This is a genomic window from Parahoeflea alexandrii (genome assembly GCF_024105735.1).
Lineage (GTDB): Bacteria > Pseudomonadota > Alphaproteobacteria > Rhizobiales > Rhizobiaceae > Hoeflea > Hoeflea alexandrii.
Genome location: NZ_JAAAML010000002.1, coordinates 513,656 through 532,844, shown reverse-complemented (window position 1 = coordinate 532,844; position 19,189 = coordinate 513,656). Strand labels below are relative to the sequence as shown.

The 19,189-nt window shown below is 62.0% G+C and carries 20 protein-coding genes; 4 read left to right on the top strand and 16 right to left on the bottom strand.

Annotated elements, in window-relative coordinates; all coding sequences use genetic code 11:
- Window positions 1–87: 87 nt before the first annotated feature.
- On the top strand, window positions 88–717 hold the full coding sequence (gene upp, locus GTW23_RS12275) for a uracil phosphoribosyltransferase (RefSeq protein ID WP_152010916.1): 630 nt from the start codon (window positions 88–90) through the stop codon (window positions 715–717).
- A 113-nt stretch (window positions 718–830) separates the two neighbouring features.
- Window positions 831–1,385 (top strand): retropepsin-like aspartic protease family protein, encoded by a 555-nt coding sequence (locus tag GTW23_RS12270; protein WP_152010917.1) that lies wholly within the window; start codon window positions 831–833, stop codon window positions 1,383–1,385.
- Between the two features lie 70 nt (window positions 1,386–1,455).
- On the opposite strand, the gene deoA is transcribed toward GTW23_RS12270, so the two are convergent.
- From deoA to GTW23_RS12235, 7 genes are read right to left on the bottom strand one after another with little or no spacing between them, the layout of a single operon-like run.
- Window positions 1,456–2,772 carry a thymidine phosphorylase gene (gene deoA / locus GTW23_RS12265; RefSeq protein ID WP_252915975.1) on the bottom strand — a complete coding sequence of 439 codons (1,317 nt, stop codon included), beginning with the start codon at window positions 2,770–2,772 and terminating at the stop codon, window positions 1,456–1,458.
- Window positions 2,769–3,545, bottom strand: a complete 777-nt coding sequence (deoC, locus tag GTW23_RS12260; protein WP_382266294.1) for a deoxyribose-phosphate aldolase — start codon at window positions 3,543–3,545, stop codon at window positions 2,769–2,771. Before deoC ends, deoA begins: the two co-directional genes overlap by 4 nt.
- 4 nt (window positions 3,546–3,549) lie before the next feature.
- Complete coding sequence (locus tag GTW23_RS12255; RefSeq protein ID WP_252915973.1) at window positions 3,550–4,359, bottom strand: purine-nucleoside phosphorylase; 810 nt, start codon at window positions 4,357–4,359, stop codon at window positions 3,550–3,552.
- Window positions 4,356–4,748, bottom strand: a complete 393-nt coding sequence (locus GTW23_RS12250) for a cytidine deaminase (protein WP_252915972.1) — start codon at window positions 4,746–4,748, stop codon at window positions 4,356–4,358. Before GTW23_RS12250 ends, GTW23_RS12255 begins: the two co-directional genes overlap by 4 nt.
- A 1-nt stretch (window position 4,749) precedes the next feature.
- On the bottom strand, window positions 4,750–5,721 hold the full coding sequence (locus GTW23_RS12245) for an ABC transporter permease (RefSeq protein ID WP_152010922.1): 972 nt from the start codon (window positions 5,719–5,721) through the stop codon (window positions 4,750–4,752).
- Between the two features lie 5 nt (window positions 5,722–5,726).
- Window positions 5,727–6,860 carry an ABC transporter permease gene (locus GTW23_RS12240; protein WP_252915971.1) on the bottom strand — a complete coding sequence of 378 codons (1,134 nt, stop codon included), beginning with the start codon at window positions 6,858–6,860 and terminating at the stop codon, window positions 5,727–5,729.
- Window positions 6,857–8,392, bottom strand: coding sequence for an ABC transporter ATP-binding protein (locus GTW23_RS12235; protein WP_252915970.1), 1,536 nt, complete (start codon window positions 8,390–8,392; stop codon window positions 6,857–6,859). The genes GTW23_RS12240 and GTW23_RS12235 overlap by 4 nt, the downstream gene beginning before the upstream one ends.
- Window positions 8,393–8,708: 316 nt before the next feature.
- Between GTW23_RS12235 and GTW23_RS12230 the strand changes: the two genes are divergently transcribed.
- Both GTW23_RS12230 and GTW23_RS12225 read left to right on the top strand, forming a co-directional pair.
- A complete protein-coding gene (locus GTW23_RS12230; protein ID WP_252915969.1) occupies window positions 8,709–9,140 on the top strand; it encodes an acyl-CoA thioesterase in 432 nt (143 codons plus the stop codon).
- Window positions 9,140–9,370 (top strand): SlyX family protein, encoded by a 231-nt coding sequence (locus GTW23_RS12225; RefSeq protein ID WP_152010926.1) that lies wholly within the window; start codon window positions 9,140–9,142, stop codon window positions 9,368–9,370. The genes GTW23_RS12230 and GTW23_RS12225 overlap by 1 nt, the downstream gene beginning before the upstream one ends.
- A gap of 36 nt (window positions 9,371–9,406) precedes the next feature.
- Here GTW23_RS12225 and GTW23_RS12220 read toward each other — a convergent pair whose 3' ends face one another.
- The 9 genes from GTW23_RS12220 to GTW23_RS12180 all read right to left on the bottom strand — a co-directional run bounded on the left by GTW23_RS12220 (window position 9,407) and on the right by GTW23_RS12180 (window position 19,158).
- Window positions 9,407–10,237, bottom strand: coding sequence for a TolB family protein (locus GTW23_RS12220; RefSeq protein ID WP_252915968.1), 831 nt, complete (start codon window positions 10,235–10,237; stop codon window positions 9,407–9,409).
- Window positions 10,237–11,847: a glycoside hydrolase family 43 protein gene (locus tag GTW23_RS12215; RefSeq protein WP_152010928.1), complete on the bottom strand. Its 1,611-nt coding sequence runs from the start codon at window positions 11,845–11,847 to the stop codon at window positions 10,237–10,239. The genes GTW23_RS12220 and GTW23_RS12215 overlap by 1 nt, the downstream gene beginning before the upstream one ends.
- Window positions 11,844–12,887: an L-glyceraldehyde 3-phosphate reductase gene (gene mgrA / locus GTW23_RS12210; RefSeq protein WP_152010929.1), complete on the bottom strand. Its 1,044-nt coding sequence runs from the start codon at window positions 12,885–12,887 to the stop codon at window positions 11,844–11,846. The genes GTW23_RS12215 and mgrA overlap by 4 nt, the downstream gene beginning before the upstream one ends.
- Before the next feature lie 2 nt (window positions 12,888–12,889).
- The gene (locus GTW23_RS12205; protein WP_152010930.1) at window positions 12,890–14,035 is read right to left on the bottom strand and encodes a Gfo/Idh/MocA family protein; all 1,146 of its coding nucleotides are present in this window, start codon (window positions 14,033–14,035) and stop codon (window positions 12,890–12,892) included.
- Window positions 14,036–14,040: 5 nt separating this feature from the next.
- On the bottom strand, window positions 14,041–14,793 hold the full coding sequence (locus GTW23_RS12200) for a sugar phosphate isomerase/epimerase family protein (protein WP_152010931.1): 753 nt from the start codon (window positions 14,791–14,793) through the stop codon (window positions 14,041–14,043).
- Between the two features lie 138 nt (window positions 14,794–14,931).
- The gene (locus GTW23_RS12195) at window positions 14,932–16,014 is read right to left on the bottom strand and encodes an ABC transporter ATP-binding protein (protein ID WP_252915967.1); all 1,083 of its coding nucleotides are present in this window, start codon (window positions 16,012–16,014) and stop codon (window positions 14,932–14,934) included.
- A 5-nt stretch (window positions 16,015–16,019) separates the two neighbouring features.
- Window positions 16,020–16,952, bottom strand: coding sequence for a carbohydrate ABC transporter permease (locus GTW23_RS12190; RefSeq protein ID WP_152010933.1), 933 nt, complete (start codon window positions 16,950–16,952; stop codon window positions 16,020–16,022).
- On the bottom strand, window positions 16,945–17,856 hold the full coding sequence (locus GTW23_RS12185; RefSeq protein WP_152010934.1) for a carbohydrate ABC transporter permease: 912 nt from the start codon (window positions 17,854–17,856) through the stop codon (window positions 16,945–16,947). Before GTW23_RS12185 ends, GTW23_RS12190 begins: the two co-directional genes overlap by 8 nt.
- Before the next feature lie 69 nt (window positions 17,857–17,925).
- Window positions 17,926–19,158: an ABC transporter substrate-binding protein gene (locus GTW23_RS12180; protein WP_152010935.1), complete on the bottom strand. Its 1,233-nt coding sequence runs from the start codon at window positions 19,156–19,158 to the stop codon at window positions 17,926–17,928.
- Window positions 19,159–19,189: the final 31 nt, after the last annotated feature.

Here is a 19,189-nt window from a genome sequence, read left to right as displayed (position 1 = left end):
GACGTAGATTTTTAAGGGCCGCGCAAACCCGCTTTCCGGTTTTCACAACCGGAGCGGAACGCGGTCATAGCGTCAAGGCAGGACAAAATGGACGGCGTAACGGTCATCGATCATCCGCTGGTGCAGCACAAGCTCACCATCATGCGCAAGAAGGAAACCTCGACAGCAGGTTTTCGCCGGCTCCTCAGGGAGATTTCGACACTGCTGTGCTACGAAGTCACCCGCGATCTCGAACTGACCATGGAGCGGATCGAAACTCCGCTGAAGGAAATCGATGCTCCGGTTCTTGAAGGCAAGAAGCTGGTGTTTGCCTCGATCCTGCGCGCAGGCAACGGTCTGCTTGAAGGCATGCTGGATCTGGTGCCCTCCGCCCGTGTCGCGCATATCGGTGTTTACCGGGACCACGAAACGCTCGAAGCGATCGAGTACTATTTCAAGGCGCCGGAAGATGTCAGCAACCGGCTGATCATCGTCGTCGATCCGATGCTTGCCACCGGCAACTCCTCGATCGCCTCGATTGACAAGCTCAAGGAGCGCGGGGCGCGCAACATCCGCTTTCTCTGCCTGCTGGCGGCGCCGGAAGGTATCCGCAATTTCCAGACCGCCCACCCGGATGTGCCGATCTACACGGCCTCCATCGACAGCCATCTCAACGAGCAGGGCTATATCGTCCCGGGCCTCGGAGACGCGGGCGACCGCATGTACGGCACCAAATAAGACGTTTGCGGTCTCTTAACCAAGCAATCGGGTTTTGACCGGGAGGAGCCGCGGCTTCACCGGCTGTTAGCCTTGAACAGGTTGAATGGACCGGTACCTTCTGGAGTACCGGCATGATCAAGAACATCTTCCTCGTCTCCTGCGCTGTGCTCGCCATCTCGGGCCTGCCCTACTATGCGCAGGATATCTCATCTTTTCTTGCCAGCGAGACCGCTCCGGAAGCAGCGTCCGCGAGGCCGGTTGCATATCAGCCGCAAACCGCGAAAGCCCAGCCAAAGGCCCATTACGCCACGGGTGTGCGCGCGGCTGTCATACCCATGACCGGTGATGGTCACTTTTCTTCGGATTTTCGTATCAACGGCCGGCTCATCAAGGGTCTTATCGATACCGGGGCGACCTATGTGGCGATCAACGTGTCGACCGCACGCACTCTTGGCCTGGGACTCGCGAACTCGGATTTCAGGCACCAGGTGCGGACCGCCAACGGGGTGACCCGTGCGGCGCTGGTCAATCTCGACAAGATGGAAATCGGTGCGATTTCCGTCGACGATGTCGAGGCCTTCGTGCTGGATGACAAGGCCCTGTCATCGACGCTGATCGGCATGAGTTTCATGTCGAAGCTGCAGTCGTACCGGGTCAAGGACAACAGGCTGGAACTGGTGAACTAACACGCCAGACGCCTGGTCGGACAGCAGGAAGCCATTTGGCCTGTCCGGCTTCAGCCGTTTGACCCCCGCCCTATCCGTGGCGGCCCAGGATAACCTGTGTGGCCTGCGGGGCCGTATCGCTCAATCGAACTGCCTTGCGAAGTTCCCGCTCGGCCATGGACAACTGATCTGCGGTCCGCGCATGGATCATGGCAATCGGCGTGTCTTCCTCGACCGGAGTGCCGACCGGCAGCAAACCCGTCACTCCGACAGCATGGTCGACCGGATCCTGGGGCCTGATGCGGCCGCCGCCAAGCGCAACCACGCTCAGCCCCACGGCGCGGGTATCATAGCCAGCCACAAAACCTTGCCGGCCGGCGAGGCAGGGCGTCACAATCGGCGCCTGTTCGAGATGGCGATCCGGATCCGAGAGGAAATCAACCGGGCCCCCAAGGCCGGCAACCATGCGATTGAAATTTTCGGCGGCGCTTCCGTCATCAAGCACGGACTGCGCGCGCGTCAGGGCTTCGCCGGCATTGGTTGCCAGGCCGCCGGACACCAGCATCTCTGCTGCAAGCGCAAGGGTGACTTCCAGCAAGCGGGCATCGCGGGCCTTGCCAGTCAGGAAATAGGCGGCATTGCGGACTTCAACGGCGTTTCCGGCAGCGCTTGCCAGCGGCTGGTTCATGTCGGTGACCAGCGCTGTTGTCGGCATTCCGGCGCCCACGGCGACCTCGACCAGCGAGCGCGCCAGTTCATTGGCCCGGTCCGGATTGTCCATGAAGGCGCCATTGCCGCATTTGACGTCGAGCACCAGGGCGCCGAGTCCGGCGGCAAGTTTCTTGGACAGGATCGACGCGGTGATCAACGGCACGGATTCAACCGTGGCGGTCACATCCCTGATTCCATAAAACCGCTTGTCGGCCGGCGCGAGATTGCCGGTCTGGCCGATGATGGCGCAGCCTGACGCGGCGACGACCTTGCGAAACAGGGCGCTGTCCGGCATCGCCGTGTAACCGGGGATCGATTCCATCTTGTCGAGCGTGCCACCGGTGTGGCCAAGCCCGCGACCAGAGATCATCGGGACCGCCAGCCCGCAGGCCGCGGCGATTGGTGCCAGCATCAGCGAGACATTGTCGCCAACGCCGCCGGTCGAGTGCTTGTCGACCACCGGACGGTCGAGTTCCGGCCAGGACAGCACCTCGCCGGAATCGCGCATCGACAGCGTCAGCGCCACCGCCTCCTTGCGGCTCATGCCTTTAAAGAAAATCGCCATGGCGAAAGCCGCGACCTGTCCTTCGCTGACGCTGCCGTCCGTCAGACCCTGGATGAAGGCCGCGATATCGGCGGGGTCGAGCTCGCCGCCGTCACGCTTGGCGCGAATGATTTCCTGGGGCAGGAAACTCAATAGGTCTCTCCCTTGCCGACGGGTGCCGAGCGGTCTTCCAGCGTGGCGAGGATGTCTGCGAGAAGTCCGGATGCACCGAAGCGGAACGTCTCGGGCGCGACCCAGCCCGGACCCATGATCTCTTCGCACAGGGCAAAATAGGCCCGGGCATCGTCGACCGTGCGGATGCCGCCGGCGGGCTTGAAGCCGGCCTTTTGGCCCGAGCGCCTGATCGCCTCGAGCATGATCCGCGCCGCTTCCAGCGTTGCGTTGACCGCGACCTTGCCGGTCGAGGTCTTGATGAAGTCCGCCTGCTCCTCAAGGGCGATGTCGGAGGCACGGGCGATGAGCGCCGGATCCTTCAGTTCGCCGGTCTCCAGAATGGTCTTGAGTGTAACGGGCGCGGGTGCTGCTGCCCTTACGGCGCGAATCATCGTCCGGACAGCCTGTTCGTCACCGGCAGCAAAGGCCTTCCAGGGAATGACCAGATCGATTTCATCGGCACCGTCTGTCACGGCGCGGGAAGTCTCGGCAATGACATCCCCGACCGGCAGGTCACCGGACGGAAAATTGACCACGGTGGCAATGCGGACCGGAGATGCATTCCCGAGCCGATTGCGCGCGGCGGCCACGAAGCGGGGCCATATACACACGGCTGCCGATGACCCATGCTCGTTGGTTGCCTTGTCGACCAGCGCCAGCGTTGCCTCCTCGGTGGCCGCATCGCCTAGTTCGGTCAGATCGAGGCAGGCGAATGCTGCCGCTGCGACGGCCTTGGGAGATGTGAGGTCGATTGCGTCAGCCATGGGATTGGTCCGGGTTTTCAAACATTGCGGTGAGGATGGCCGAGAGCCGCTTGCCGCCGATCGGCGCCATATCCTTGGTTTCCTGGTGGCTGAGCTCGCCTCCGGTCATGCCGGCGGCAAAATTGGTGATCACCGAGGCTGCAATCGCCTTCATACCGAGAAAGCGGGCCAGAATCACCTCGGGCACCGTGGACATGCCAACCGCGTCCGCCCCCAGCGTGCGCGCCATGCGGATTTCGGCCGGTGTCTCGAAGCTCGGGCCGGAGAACCACATGTAGACGCCGTCATGCAGCTCGGTGCCGGTGCTTTGTGCCGCGGCCTGCATGCGTTCACCAAGATCGGTGTCGTAGGCATTGGTCATGCCGACGAAGCGGCGGTCACTGGGTTCGCCGAACAGCGGATTGGTGCCGGAAAAATTGATGTGATCGGAAATCCGCATCACCGAACCGGGCGGCATATCCTGGCGCAGGGAGCCGGCCGAATTGGTCAGGATCAGGCTGGTGACACCAAGGCCCTGCAGCGCTTCCAGCGGAGCCCGCATGGCGTCGGCCTTGCCGTGCTCGTAATAGTGCACACGGCCTGACAGGATGACCACGGGCGTCTTGCCGATGTATCCCGCCACGACCTCGCCGGCATGGCCGGACACCCCGCTTTCGGGAAATCCAGGCAAGTCGGCATAGGGAACACGCACCGGATCGGTGACCGTTTCCACCAGCGACCCGAGGCCGGATCCGAGAACCAGGGCGTGGCGCGGCATCAAACCGTGGAGACGTTCAATCAGGACATCGACGGCCGTACTCATCCGATCACCTCGGTCTTGAAACCATGGGGCAGCAATTCGTCCATGCGCAGGGTTTTCTTTATCCCTTCAGCATCGCACAGGTGCACCAGCGTATCGGCGTCGGCAAACTCCGCCAGCCGCTGCCGGCAGCCGCCGCAGGGCGGGCACAGGTCGAGCTTTTCGGCAATCACCGCCACCTCGCGAATCCGGGTGCCTCCGGCCATGACCATGTGGCTGATCGCCGTGGTTTCAGCGCACCAGCCTTCCGGAAAGGAGATCACCTCGATGTTGGCGCCTGCATGGATCCTGCCGTCATCGGCGCGTATGGCTGCGCCGACGGGAAATTTCGAATAGGGCGCATGGCATCTGGCCATGGCGTCGCGGGCGGCTTCAAACAGGTCCAGGGCCATGTCAGCGTTCCTTGACGTAGGGCACGCCGCCGGCACGCGGCGGGATGGCCTTGCCGATGAAGCCTGCCAGCAGGATCACCGTCAGCAGATAAGGCAAGGCCTGCATGAACTGCACCGGCACCACCCCGATGATGGGCAACTCATTGCCCTGCATGCGGATCGACATGGCGTCAAGGAAACCGAACAGGAGGCAGGCAAACATGACGTTGACCGGCTTCCACTTGGCGAAAATCAGGGCCGCAAGCGCGATGAAGCCCTTGCCCGCGGTCATTCCCTTGACGAAGCCGGCGGTCATGGCCATCGACAGATAGGCACCGGCGATGCCGCAGAGGATGCCGCAACAGATCACCGCCCGATAACGCAACCAGGTGACCGAGATCCCGGCGGTATCGACCGCACCGGGATTCTCGCCCACCGCCCGCAGCCTCAAGCCGAAGCGGGTGCGGTAGAGCACCCACCAGGTGAACGGAACCAGCGCAAAGGCCAGGTAGGTGAGCATGAAGTGGCCCGACAACAGGTTAGAATAGATCGAACCGATGACCGGGATATCGGCAATCTCGGCGGCGTAGGGAAGCTCCACCGTGGTGAAGCGGGAATCCCCGCTCAATTGCGGTGTCCGGCCGCCCTGGCGGAACCAGGCTTGGCCGAGGATGACCGTGGCGCCGAGCGCGATGAAGTTGATGGCGACACCGGAGACGATCTGGTTGCCGCGCTGGGTGATCGAGGCGAAGCCATGCACCAGCGCCAGACAGACAGAAACGAAGATGGCGGCGGCAAGCCCGATCAGGGCCGAAGCGGTGACCGCCGCTGCGGCTCCGCCGGCAAAGGCCGCGGCCAGCATCTTGCCCTCCAGCCCGATGTCGAAAATGCCGGCGCGCTCGGAATAAAGACCCGCAAGAGCCGCCAGGATCAAGGGCACCGAGACCCGGACGGTGGATTGCAGGATCACGATGAGTGTATCGAAATATTCCATGGCCGTTACTCCGCCGCTGGCAGGGATTTGTCGGAGCGAGCCCCGCCCAGAGTGGCGAAAAACGCCGTGATCGCCGGACGGAACATGTTTTCAAGCGCGCCGGCGAACAGGATCACCAGCCCCTGGATGATGGTGATCATGTCCCGCGAGATCTGCGGCATCTCGAACGAGATCTCGGCGCCGCCCTGATAGAGCATGCCGAAAAGAATGGCCGCCGGAACAATGCCGACCGGATGCGAACGGCCCATCAGGGCCACGGCGATCCCGACGAAACCGGCGCCGCCGACAAAATCGAGCTGCATGCGGTGCTGGTCGCCCATGATCGGGTTGAGCGCCATCATGCCCGCCAGCGCGCCGGACATCATCATGGTGATGATGATGATGCGGCTCTGGCGGATGCCGGCGTAGCTAGCCGCCGTCGGGCTGTGCCCCATGGTGCGGATCTCGTAGCCAAGCTTCGTGCGCCAGATCACCAACCAGACGACAAAGGCCGCGACCAGCGCCAGCAGGAAGGACATGTTGAACGGAGCCCCACCGATGTCCAGGCCGACGGAGGCCAGCAGCCAGTCAAGCCGCGGCAGCTGGCCGCCTTCAGCAAAAGTGCGGGTTTGGGGAGCCATCGAACCCGCCGGCTTGAGCACGTCGACCAGCACATAAACCATCAGACTCGAGGCGATGAAATTGAACATGATGGTGGTGATCACCACATGGCTGCCGCGCTTGGCCTGCAGCCATCCCGGGATCATCGCCCAGAAGCCGCCAACCAGCGCCGAGCCGAGGATGGCCGCGGGGAAGATGACGTACCAGGGGGCGAACTGGTCGAGCCAGAGGCAGGGCAGCGCCACGCCGAGGCCCGCGACATAGGCCTGGCCCTCGCCGCCGATGTTGAACAAGCCGCAATGAAAAGCCACGGCGACAGCCAATCCGGTGAAAATGAAATTGGTCGCGTAATACAGCGTGAAGCCGATGCCTTCGCCGTATCCGAAGGCACCCTCGATCAGAAGCGATGCCGCCCGCAGCGGGCTTTCACCGACTGCCAGCACGACGAGGCCGGCAACGAGAAAAGCGACAATCAGATTGATCAGCGGGATCAGTCCGTAATCCACCCAGGCGGGCAGCTTTGCATAGGGCGCGCTCATTGTGCTGCCTCCTTGGTATCTTCAACACCGGCCATCAGCAGCCCGAGCTCGCCTTCGCTGGCGTCGGGCGCGCGCTCGCCGACAATGCGGCCGTCGAACATGACCAGCACCCGGTCCGACAATGAACGGATTTCATCGAGCTCGACCGAGACCAGCAGCACGGCCTTGCCGGCATCCCGCATTTCGATGATGCGCTTGTGAATGAACTCGATGGCGCCGACATCGACGCCGCGGGTCGGCTGGCCGATGACGAGAACCGCGGGATCGCGCTCCATCTCCCGCGCCAGTACGATCTTCTGCTGGTTACCTCCCGAGAAATTGGCGGTTTTGAGCCGTGGATTGGGCGGGCGGATATCGTATTTCTCGATCTTGTCAGCCGCGTCCTTGCGGATCGCGTCGATGTTGAGAAACATGCCATTGAGGTATTTCGGGTCGTCGTGATAGCCGAGGATGGAGTTCTCGCTTTCATCGAACTTGAGGACCAGACCCATGTGCTGGCGGTCTTCGGGAACGTGGGCCAGGCCACGATGGCGCAATTCAGCCGGATCGGCGGTGCCGGTGACATGAATCGGCTCGCCCTGCAGCATCACCTTGCCCGTGACAGCACGGCGGATGCCGGAAATCGCCTGCAGCAGCTCGGACTGGCCATTGCCGGCAACACCGGCAATGCCGACGATCTCGCCGGCGCGCACATTGAACGAAACGTTCTTGACCATGTCGACGCCGCGGCCGTCGCGCACCGTCAGGTTCTCGACCGAGAGCATGACGTCGCCTGGCGATGCCGGTCCCTTTTCGACGTGCAGAAGCACATGACGGCCGACCATGAGTTCGGCAAGCTCCTCCACCGAAGTCTCGGAGGTGGTGCGGGTGGCCACCATCTCGCCGCGCCGCATTACGGAGACTTCATCTGTCACCGCCATGATCTCGCGCAGCTTGTGGGTGATCAGCAGGATGGTTTTGCCTTCGGACTTGAGCTGCTCGAGGATACGGAACAGGTGATCGGCCTCGGCCGGTGTCAGAACGCCAGTAGGCTCATCGAGGATCAGGATCTCGGCGCCGCGGTAGAGCGCCTTGAGGATCTCGACGCGCTGCTGGATGCCGACGGGCAGTTCCTCGATGATGGCATCGGGATCGACCTCGAGCTCGTATTCCTCCTCGAGCTGCTTGAGCTCGCGTCGGGCCTTGGTGATGCCCGCGTTGAGCACCTGGCTTTCTTCGGCGCCGAGCATGATGTTTTCAAGCACGGTGAAATTCTCGACCAGCATGAAATGCTGGTGGACCATGCCGATGCCTACAGAAATGGCTGCGTTCGGATCCTTGATCACGGTTTTCTTGCCATCAACGAAGATGTCGCCATTGTCGGCCTGATAGAAGCCGTAGAGGATCGACATCAATGTTGATTTGCCAGCGCCGTTTTCGCCGATGATCCCGTGGATCGTGCCCTTGCGGACCTTCATGTTGATGTTCTTGTTGGCGTGAACGAGGCCGAACTTCTTGTCGATCCCCTTCAGCTCAATGGCAATGTCGTTCATGTCCCCTCGACTTTTTATGTTTGCCATCACCAGTTCAGCTGCTGGTGCAGGTCTGGAATTGAGCCATGCCAAAAGGTTGGGATGCAACCAGGCTGCTCATTCCCACGGGTTGGGTGTTCCGGGCTTTCCAAAAGCCGTTCAGATTTTCGGGTCCCTGCTTTAGTCTCGACAGTTCTGAATGCAAAGTCCAGAATCATTTAAGGGTGCGCTTTTATGGCCGACCGTTTTCAACACCGCCGACGGGCCGACCTTGGCACGGGCCATGGCGCCGCCCTGCCCCTTGCACTTGGCCGCCCGGCATGATGAAAGCACGCAAATGACCAGAACACCGCCACCTTCCCGCGCCGATTTCAGGACCTTCCGGAGCCTGCAGACCCGGTGGGCCGACAACGATATCTACGGCCACATGAACAATGTGGTCCACTACCAGCTGTTCGACACGGCGATCAATCACTGGCTGATCGAGGCGGGGCTGCTCGATCCGCTGGGTGGCGCCATCGTCGGTCTGGTCGTGGAAACCGGATGCCGTTACCACGCCGAGGCGATGTTTCCCGACCGGATTACCGCCGGTATCCGCGTCGACCGGCTCGGTGGCTCATCGGTAACCTATGGCATCGGCCTGTTTCGCAACGACGAAGAGACGGCTTTCGCCGATGGCCGGTTCGTTCATGTCTATGTCGACCGCGCTACACGCCGGCCGGGACAATTGCCCGAGACATGGCGCGCAACACTCGGGGAGATCGCGTAATGGCAAGTCCAAAAAACGAGGACACGGATATCGAACCCCGGCTGGTGCGGCTCGAGGAACTGGTGGCACACCAGCAGGCTGCGATCGAAGATCTGTCGCGGCAGCTGACCGAGGGCTGGAAGGAAAACGAGAGGCTGCGCCGCGAACTGGCACGGCTCAACGACCGGTTTCAGGACATGGAAGACCAGACCGGCGGGCCGCCCGCCAACCAGCCGCCGCCGCACTGGTAGGCGTTAGCCCCGGCCATCCCCGATCGACGACGGCGGTCAGTCCTTGCTCCGCCCATACCGCACGAAGGCGAAGCGCCGTGCGTCGGGCGACCAGCAGGGCACGTTGATCGTTCCCTGGCCGCCGAACAGCGCCAGCAATGTCCGAACCGATCCATCCGCCGGATCGAGCAGCCGCAACTCCACATCGCGATCGCGTGGATGACCTTCGGTTCCGGGTTCATAGCTGAGATAGAGCACCGCCCGGCCATCGGGAGACGGGTGCGGGAACCAGTTGACCCGCTCGTCATCGGTCATCTGTTCGGGCGTGCCGCCTGAAACGGGGATCCGCCAAAGGTCCATGGAGCCGCCGCGGTCGGAATTGAACCAGATCCAGGCGCCGTCGGGCGAATAGTCAGGGCCGTCATAATGGCCACCGCCGCTGACAATATGCTGCTCGGCGCCACCATCAACGCCAATCGTGTAGATGCCGAACGCGCCATCCCGGCGGCCGACATAGGCGAGTGTCCTGCCGTCGGGCGACCAGCCGTGCCACCAGGACGGGACCTTTGCGGTGATGCGCCGTGGCGTACCGCCGGCGGCGGGCAACACCCAGATGCAGGACTGCCCGGTATCGGTCGAATCGCTGATCGCCAGCAGACTTCCGTCGGGCGAGATGCCGTGATCATTGTTGCACTTGACCGCGTGGCCGGTGTCGAGTGCAACAAGCTCGGCTGCTGCGAGCGAAACCCGGAACATGCGGCCATCGCCGTTGACGATCAGTGACGTGCCATCAGGCATCCAGTTCGGGGCCTCGATGAGCCGGTTGGTGCGAAGCAGTTCCTCGACGGCGCCGGTGGCAGGCTCACAGATGCACAGCGTGCTCCGCATCAGGTTTGAGCGGGGATATAGTCGAAGCGGTCGAAATCGGCAGAGATGGCACTGCCGGAGGTATCGAAGGCGGCCATCCCGGTGAATGCGCCGGTAAAGGAGGCGTGTTCGCCGCGCCCGCCTTCGTCCGAGATGACGCTGGCATCAAGCACCGGGCCGACAGCCTGCCAGTCCGTGCCGGGCACGCGCCATTGAAACTGCAGATCGGCGCCACCAACCTCCATGGCCAGCTCGACCCGGCCATCCGCCGGCAGGGCGACGGGTTTTGCGAGGGGGAACTCCAGCTTGCCATGCGGCCAGTCTCCAGGACAGCTCAGGATGGTCAGCACCCTCCCGAGTTCCTCGTGCCAGGTGACGGCCAGGTAATGGAACTTGCTGCGGTTGTAATAGTGCACCAGCCCGGCAGTCTGCTGGAAATTGCGCGGTGCAAACCTCACGCTGGTTTCAGCGCGGAACGCGAGATGCTCCTGGCGTCTGGCCACCAGCGCCTGCTCGAACCAGCTGCCGATGGATTCGCGCGCATGAAGCCGCAGAGCGGAACCGGTCATCGAGAAGATCCGCTCCGGGTAAGGCGTGCGAAGCCACTGGAAATCCTCGGGCAGCCTGTCGCCTGAAAACTCCCAGCGGACAGGATCGACGGGCAGCTTGCGGCTGTTGGCGTCGGGTGCGTCCACTTCCAGCGCCGGAACCAGACCGCCGTGAGCCAGGCGCAGCCAGCCATCCTCGCCCCAGACGCATTTCTGGATCGCCGTCTCGCGGCCGAGCGGCGAGCGGCGGATGCCCGGCAATGGCCGGGAGCAGAGATGGGTGTGGTAGACCTGCCCGTCAGGCGTCTCGACCATCTGGCCATGGCCGGCGCGCTGCAAGGGCGCATCGGGCGCGTCCTTCGAGGTCATCAGGAACGTGTCGGGATGCAGCTCATAGGGTCCGGTCAGACTGCGCGACCGCGCCATGGTGACGGCGTGATCGTAACCGGTGCCGCCCTCCGCCACGGTGAGATAGTACCAGCCATCGCGCCGGAACAGGTGCGAGCCTTCGACCAGACCGTGCGAGCTGCCGGCGAAGATGTTGACCGGCTCACCGATCAGCTTGCCGGCAGCCGGGTCGTATTCCTGCGCCAGGATACCAGCGAAGGCGGGATGCTTTGGGTTGCCGCCAACCGAATCCGTACGATGGTTCCAGACCATGTTGAGGAACCATTTGCGGCGGTCCTCATCATGAAACAGGGACGGGTCGAAACCGGACGAATTGACATAGACCGGATCGGACCAGGGGCCGGCAATGTCCGGGGCAGTGACGATGTAATTGTGGGCGTCCTTGAAGTTGCCGTCGAGCCGCTTGACGTCGGTGTAGACCAGCCAGAACAACCCGTCCGCATAGGACAGGCAGGGCGCCCAGATGCCACAGGAATCGGGGTTGCCGCGCATGTCGAGCTGGCTGGCGCGGTTGAGCGGACGGCTCACCAGCCGCCAGTTGACCAGATCCGTCGAATGATGGATCTGCACACCGGGGTACCACTCGAAGGTCGAAGTGGCGATGTAGTAGTCCGGTCCTGCCCGGCAGATCGAAGGGTCCGGATTGAAGCCGGGCAGAATCGGGTTTGTGATCATTTTCTCTTCGGTCCCTCACGTTCGGCGGATGCCGCCCACAGGTTGATGTCGGCGTCACGGGCGTAGCCGTCGATTTCGTTGAGTTCGGCTTCGGTAAACTCCTGATTTTCGAGCGCACCGACACAATCAACGATCTGCTGCGGACGGCTTGCGCCGATCAGGGCCGACGTGACCCTTCCGCCACGCAGCACCCAGGCGAGCGCCATTTGCGCCAGCGTCTGGCCTCGGCGTTTGGCGATGTCGTTGAGTGCGCGGATGTTGCCGAGATTGCGCTCGTTGAGGAAATCCGCATTGAGCGACTTGTCCTGCGCGGCGCGGCTGTCTTCCGGAATGCCGCCCAGATATTTGCCGGTGAGCATGCCCTGGGCCAGCGGCGAGAAGACGATCGAACCGATGCCTTCTTCGTCGAGTGTATCAAGCAGGCCGTCATCCTCGACCCAGCGGTTGATCATCGAATAGCTCGGCTGGTGAATGAGGCATGGCGTGCCGAGCTGCTTGAGAATGGCAGCTGCTTCTTTCGTGCGCTTCGAATTGTAGCTGGAGATCCCGGCATAGAGCGCCCGGCCAGAGCGGACGATGTGATCGAGCGCCATCATGGTTTCTTCCAGCGGCGTGTCGGGATCGAAGCGGTGCGAATAGAAGATGTCGACGTAATCTAGGCCCATGCGCTTAAGGCTCTGGTCGCAGCTCGAGACCAGATATTTGCGGCTGCCCCATTCGCCGTAGGGACCGGGCCACATGCCGTAGCCGGCCTTTGACGAGATGATCATCTCGTCGCGCAGGCCATGGAAATCGGTCTTCAGGATCTCGCCGAATGCTGTTTCGGCCGAGCCGGGGGGCGGACCGTAGTTGTTGGCCAGATCGAAATGGGTGATGCCGAGATCAAACGCCGTGCGGCACAGCTCGCGCTTAAGTTCATGCGGCGTGTCACCGCCGAAATTGTGCCACAGGCCGAGTGAAATCGCCGGAAGTTTGAGGCCGGACCGGCCGGTCCGGCGATAGCTCATGGAATCATAGCGATTGGCTGCGGGTGTCCACATGGTCAGACGTCTTTCGTGTTGAGGAGCGCGGCCGCCTCCTCGATCCCGAGGGAGGCAGGTTGCTCGCAGCTGGTGGTCAGGCGAATGAATTCGCCGCTTTCCCCCGAGTGGAGAATGGCTGTCATAACGTCTACCACATGGAGCGCAAACTCGAGCGAGCAACGGTGCGACCGGTTTTCGAGGATGGCGAGCGCCATGTCGGCAAGGCCCGCGGTGCGGTAATTGGCCATCATGCCCTGGTTGTGCTGCTGGTTGGGAACACCGAGCGCATGGTCCCATTCCGGCAAGGCCCTGGCTTCGCCGCCCTGTCCAATGAGTTCGACCTTGCCGCCGAAGAAATTGGGATCGGGAACCACGAGGCTGGCATCGGTTCCGTAGAGTTCCATCGGCCGATGGCCGTGCGCCTTGACGTCCCAGCTGGCGCCGAGGGTGACGACCGCACCATTGGCGAACTCCAGCAGCGCATGGATTGTGGTCGGGGTCTCGACCGTGATCATCTCGCCATTGCGCGGCTCCGAGGTGATCTTGCGCTCGGGGCTGGGAATCGAGGACATGGCTCCAACTCGGACGACCGGCCCGATCAGCTGCACGAGATTGGAAATGTAATAGGGGCCGAGATCAAGTACCGGACCGCCGCCGGGCTTGAAGAAGAAATCCGGATTGGGGTGCCAGTGCTCCATGCCGGGGCTCAACACGTGGCAGGTGCCGCCAGTGATGCGACCGACGGAACCGTCCTCAACCAGATGCCGCGCCAGCTGGTGCGCACCGCCCAGGAAGGTGTCCGGGGCAGAGCCGACCCGGAGCCCCTTCTTCGCGGCTCTCTCCGCAAGGTCGCGGCCCTCGGCAACCGAGAGCACGAAAGGCTTTTCCGAATAGACATGCTTGCCGGCATCGAGCGCCTGGGCAGAAACCGCATAATGGACTGCGGGCACCGTCAGGTTGACGATCATGTCGATGTCGTCAGCAGCGAGAAGATCCTCGACGCTTTCGGCCCGGATGCCGTATTCGGCCGCGCGGGCGCTGGCTGCCTCGGGATTGATGTCGGCGCAGGCGCGAACCTCGATCCCCCTGAACAGCGGAGCAAGCTTCAAGTAAGAGGTCGAGATGTTGCCGCAGCCGATGATGCCGACGCCGAGAATCTTGGTCATGTCCATTACTCCGCGGTGCTCTTGCACCAGTCGAGGGATCGGGATGCGAACCGGCCGACATCGGAGGGATTGTCATGCTCCATGATAAAGAGCCCGGCAGGGGTTTCGGCCTTCAATTGCCGGAACAGGGCCGTCCAGTCGACCGTGCCGTGCCCCACATCGGCCCAGCCGTCCTCGTCCGAGGCCTCACCGGCTGCCGCGATGTCCTTGACGTGAACCGCGGTGATCCGCTTGCCATGCCGGGCAATCCAGTCCGCCGCATCGGCGCCACCGCGAATCACCCATGCGATATCGGCCTCCCAATCGATGTCCGGTGCGGTTTCAAGCAGGATCTGCATCGGCACCGATCCATCGGCCAGCGGGACGAACTCGAAATCATGATTGTGCCAGCCGAAACCGAATCCCGCCGCACGAACATTCTCGCCAACCGCGCTCAGGCGGGCTGCAAATTCCTGCCAGCCTGCCTTGTCCGACGGGCGCTGGTCAGCTGCGATATGCGGGCAGAAGATCCGCTCGATGCCGAGCACGGAAGCGGTCTTCAGCACCGCATCAATGTCGCCTTCCAGCGCGTCCAAGGAAAAATGCCCGGACGGCATGGCAAGTCCGTTCTGATTCATGAGCCCGCGAAATGCGGAGGGATCTTCATAGACCCCGCCAAAGCCCTCGACATTGCGGTAACCGGTGCGGGCGAGCATCGCCAGGACATCCTGCCAGGGCTGAAAGTTGCGGGCGCTGTAGAGCTGAAACGAGAGGTTCATGAGAGTGGGCTTTCCTGATCTTGCCTTGTCTGAGTGTCGTCTGGTTTGTCGGTTTCCGCGACCTCGCCCGCCGAAACAGGGCGAGATGCTAGTTAGTCTGAAGCGCCCGACCGACCTGCGATCCCGCGCTGATTTTCGTCAGAGCCGGAGTTCTGTCGCCATGTCGAAGATCGATGCCTTGGCCGGATCAAAGCCGATCCGCGCGGTCTCGCCGGCGCGCAAGGGGCTTTGGCCGTCGACCCGGAAGCGGAATTCCTTTCCGTCCAGCACGGCCCAGACGAGCGTGTCCGCTCCCATGGGCTCGACCACCTCGATCTCCACATCAGCTGTAAAGGGTTCACCGGCTGCGGCCGCTCCGCAGCTCACATGTTCCGGCCTGATCCCGAATATCGCTTTCTCGGGCCGGTCGGACCGTATGAAGGGATATCGTTCCAGCGGGATCCGGGTGGAGCCGAAATTGATCGCGGCTTCGCTGTGATGCGTGATGTCGCCCTCGATGAAATTCATCCCCGGCGAGCCCATGAAACCGGCCACATAGAGATTGACCGGGCGGTTGTAGATCTCGTGCGGCGTATCAAGCTGCTGGATGATGCCGTTGCGCATGATCGCGATGCGGTCGGCCAATGTCAGCGCCTCGATCTGGTCGTGGGTGACGTAGATCATGGTGTTCTTGAGCCGGTGATGCAGCCGCTTGATCTCGACGCGCAATTCGGCACGCAACTTGGCATCGAGATTGGACAAAGGCTCGTCGAACAGGAACACGTCGACATCGCGCACCAGCGCGCGGCCGATGGCGACCCGCTGGCGCTGACCACCCGACAGCTGTGCCGGCTTGCGCTTGAGCAGGGGCTCGATCTGCAGGACTTCGGCTGCCCGGGCTATCCGCTCGGCGATCTGGTCCTTCGGCATGCGGGCGTTCTTCAGGCCGAATGCGAGGTTGCCCTCGACCGTCATCTGCGGATAGAGCGCATAGGACTGGAACACCATGCCGATGCCGCGTTCGCTGGGCTCGGACCAGGTGACATTGTTGCCGCCGATGAAAATCTGGCCATCGGAGATATCGAGCAGGCCGGCAATGCAGTTGAGCAAGGTGGACTTGCCGCAGCCCGAGGGTCCGAGAAGGACGAGAAATTCGCCTTCATCAATGTCGAGGTTGAGCGATTTGAGAACTTCGAGAGACCCGAATTTCAGCGTCAGATCACGGATCGATACACTGGTCACGATACTTACCCTTTCACCGCACCGGCGGCGATGCCGCGCACGAAAAGCTTTCCGGAAACGAAGTAGACAATCAGCGGAACAAGCCCGGTGATGATGGTCGCCGCCATGTTCACATTGTACTCCTTCACGCCCTGCACCGAATTGACGATGTTGTTGAGCTGCACGGTCATCGGATAGACATCGGGCTTGGTGTAGACGACACCGAACAGGAAGTCGTTCCAGACGCCGGTGATCTGGATGATCATGGCGACAACGAAGATCGGCAAGCTCATCGGCAGCATGATCTTGAAATAGATGCCCCAGAAGCCGGCCCCGTCGACGCGCGCCGCCTTGAACAGCTCTTCCGGCACCGAGGTAAAGTAGTTGCGGAAAAGCAGCGTCAGGATGGGCATGCCGAAAATCGTGTGGACGAGAATGAGGCCCCAGAGTGTGCCGTAAATACCGAGTTCGCGCAGCAGGATGACAATCGGATAGAGCATCACCTGGTAGGGAATGAAGGCACCGAAGATCAGGATGGTGAAGAAGACATCGGCGCCCTTGAAGCGCCAGTTGGCGAGCGCGTAGCCGTTCACCGAGGCGATGGCGATGGACAGGATGACGGAGGGCACGGTGATCTGCACAGAATTCCAGAAGCCGCGCGAAAGTCCATCGCAGTTAAGCCCCGTGCAGGCCGTGGCCCAGGCCTTGACCCAAGGCTCGAAGGTCACCTCCACCGGCGGGGCGAAGATGTTGCCGAGCCGGATTTCGGGCATGCCCTTCAGCGAGGTCACGATCATCACGTAAAGCGGCAGCAGGTAGTAGACCGAAACCAGCAGCAAGGTGCCGTAGATGAAGACGTTGCGCGGGGAAATGGCGCGTTTCGGTTTGGCGCCACTGGGTCCGTCCAGACGTCTGGTGGTGACGGCATGTGGCGCGTTCAGGCTGGTCACGTCAGTCACGCTGGCGTCCTCCGAATTCCATGTAGGCCCAGGGGATGAGGACGATCAGAACCGCGAGCAGCATCATCGTCGAGCCGGCAAAGCCCTGGCCGAGATTCTGCGACAGGAACATCGCGTCATAGACATATTTGGCCGGAACCTCCGAGGCGATGCCCGGTCCACCGGAGGTCTGGGCGACGACGAGGTCATAGAGCCTGACGATGCCGGAGGCGATGATCACCAGCGTGGTGACGAAGACCGGCCGCATCATCGGGATGACGATAAAGATATAGGTCTTCCAGGCAGGGATTCCGTCGACGCGGGCCGCCTTCCAGATGTCCTCGTCGATGCCGCGCAGGCCTGCGAGCATGAGACACATGATCAGGCCGGTGCCCTGCCAGAGCCCGGCAATGAGAATGCCGTAGATGACAATCGCCTGATTGTTGAGCGGGTCGAAGGAGAAGCTTTCCCATCCGGCCGAGCGAACCACGTGCTGAATGCCGAAATCCGGGTTGAGAATCCATTGCCAGACCAGACCGGTGACGATGAAGGACAGGGCAAAGGGATAGAGCATGATGGTCCGGAACGTGTTTTCGAACCGGATCTTCTGATCAAGCAGGGCGGCGAGAACGAACCCGATGACAAGCGAGAAGACCAGCGAACACAGGCCGAAGATGATCAGGTTCTCGATCGCGATCATCCATTTGGAGCTCGACCAGAGGCGTTCGTACTGATCAAGACCAATAAAGTCCGCCCTGGGCAACAGTCGGGACTTGGTGAACGAGAAGACAATCGTCCAGATGGTTCCCCCCATGAAGACCACCAGCGCAGTCAGAATCATGGGAATGGCGGCAATCTTGGCTGCCTTGTTGCGAAAGAGGCGTATCGGGCGCTGCGAGGCCGCAGCCGTGCTGGTGGTGGTCATCGCCGGTCTCCAGGTGACTGAGAACCACCGGCCCGCCTGCGCGGACCGGTGGCATGATCAGGTCTTTGATCAGTCAGCAGCTTCGACGATGGCGGCGTAGCGCTCCTGAGCATCTTCTGGCGTGATGCTCTTGTCGTTCATGAACTCAACCATGAGATCGTTGAACTGGGTCTGGGTATCGGCCGAGAAAACCTGATCGCCCGAGGGGAGCAGATTGCCGGTCGCAAGGATCTCCAGACCCTTTTTCATGCAGTCATTGGCTGCGGAGAGGTTGATATCGCCGCGGATAGGAAGCGAGCCCTTTTTCAGGTTGAAGGCAACCTGGGCTTCCTTCGAGATCATCATCGAGGCCAGCTCAAGCTGTGCCGCCGCCTTTTCAGGATCCTTCAGCTTCGGAAAATAGAAGGCGTCACCACCGGTTGAGAGGTATTCGTTGACGCCAAGCCCCGGAAGGCAGGTGTAATCTTCGCCGGCCACCTGATTGGCAACCTGGAATTCACCCTGGGCCCAGTCTCCCATGATCTGGCCACCGGCGGTACCGGTGATGACCATGTTGGTTGCTTGGTTCCAGTCCTGAACATTGGAGCCATCCGCCATGTTGCGGGCATCGGCCATGGCCTGAAAGACCTTGGCCATTTCAGGACCGCTGGCCGCAGCCACGTCCTTTTCCAGATTGATCTGCTTCCACAGGTCAAGCCCGCCGACACCGATCTGGACCGCGCCGAAAAGCAGGTTCGACTGCCAGGGCTGCTGACCGAGAGCGAGCGGCTGAATGCCGGCTTCGCGCAGCTTCGGCGCCGCGGCAACATATTCATCCCAATTGCCGGGAACGGGCACGCCAGCCTTCTCGAAGGCCGCATGGGACAGCCACAGCCACTGTGGCGAATGGATGTTCACTGGAACGCAGTAGATCTTGCCATCGAGCGTGCAGCTGTCGAGCAGGCTCGGCGGATTGACGATATCCTTCCAGCCTTCCTTTTCGGCCAGCTCGGTGAGATCGAGCATCAGGCCCGCCTCGACAAGCTCTTCGGCCTGACGGCCATGGTTGAACTGGGTGGCTGCCATCGGATCACCGCCGGTGATGCGGGAAATCATGACCGGGCGTGCGGTGCCGCCGCCGCCGGCGATGGCGCCGTCGACCCATTTGTTGCCGGTGGCGTCAAACGCCTTGGCAAATTCGGCAACAGCCGCAGCTTCGCCGCCGGAGGTCCACCAGTGGGTGACTTCCAGATCGGTCGCGTTGACAGACGTCGAAAGCGCCAGCGCGGATGCACCGGCAAGAAATAGCTTGAATGTATTCATCGAGTTCCCTCCCAGGAATGTTCCTCCTCCC

Coding starts and splice junctions, on each gene's coding strand:
- upp (WP_152010916.1), top strand. CDS start 88: ATGGACGGCGTAACGGTCATCGATCATCCGCTGGTGCAGCACAAGCTC.
- GTW23_RS12270 (WP_152010917.1), top strand. CDS start 831: ATGATCAAGAACATCTTCCTCGTCTCCTGCGCTGTGCTCGCCATCTCG.
- GTW23_RS12255 (WP_252915973.1), bottom strand. CDS start 4,359: ATGAGTACGGCCGTCGATGTCCTGATTGAACGTCTCCACGGTTTGATG.
- GTW23_RS12250 (WP_252915972.1), bottom strand. CDS start 4,748: ATGGCCCTGGACCTGTTTGAAGCCGCCCGCGACGCCATGGCCAGATGC.
- GTW23_RS12245 (WP_152010922.1), bottom strand. CDS start 5,721: ATGGAATATTTCGATACACTCATCGTGATCCTGCAATCCACCGTCCGG.
- GTW23_RS12240 (WP_252915971.1), bottom strand. CDS start 6,860: ATGAGCGCGCCCTATGCAAAGCTGCCCGCCTGGGTGGATTACGGACTG.
- GTW23_RS12235 (WP_252915970.1), bottom strand. CDS start 8,392: ATGAACGACATTGCCATTGAGCTGAAGGGGATCGACAAGAAGTTCGGC.
- GTW23_RS12230 (WP_252915969.1), top strand. CDS start 8,709: ATGACCAGAACACCGCCACCTTCCCGCGCCGATTTCAGGACCTTCCGG.
- GTW23_RS12225 (WP_152010926.1), top strand. CDS start 9,140: ATGGCAAGTCCAAAAAACGAGGACACGGATATCGAACCCCGGCTGGTG.
- GTW23_RS12220 (WP_252915968.1), bottom strand. CDS start 10,237: ATGCGGAGCACGCTGTGCATCTGTGAGCCTGCCACCGGCGCCGTCGAG.
- GTW23_RS12215 (WP_152010928.1), bottom strand. CDS start 11,847: ATGATCACAAACCCGATTCTGCCCGGCTTCAATCCGGACCCTTCGATC.
- mgrA (WP_152010929.1), bottom strand. CDS start 12,887: ATGTGGACACCCGCAGCCAATCGCTATGATTCCATGAGCTATCGCCGG.
- GTW23_RS12205 (WP_152010930.1), bottom strand. CDS start 14,035: ATGACCAAGATTCTCGGCGTCGGCATCATCGGCTGCGGCAACATCTCG.
- GTW23_RS12200 (WP_152010931.1), bottom strand. CDS start 14,793: ATGAACCTCTCGTTTCAGCTCTACAGCGCCCGCAACTTTCAGCCCTGG.
- GTW23_RS12185 (WP_152010934.1), bottom strand. CDS start 17,856: ATGACCACCACCAGCACGGCTGCGGCCTCGCAGCGCCCGATACGCCTC.
- GTW23_RS12180 (WP_152010935.1), bottom strand. CDS start 19,158: ATGAATACATTCAAGCTATTTCTTGCCGGTGCATCCGCGCTGGCGCTT.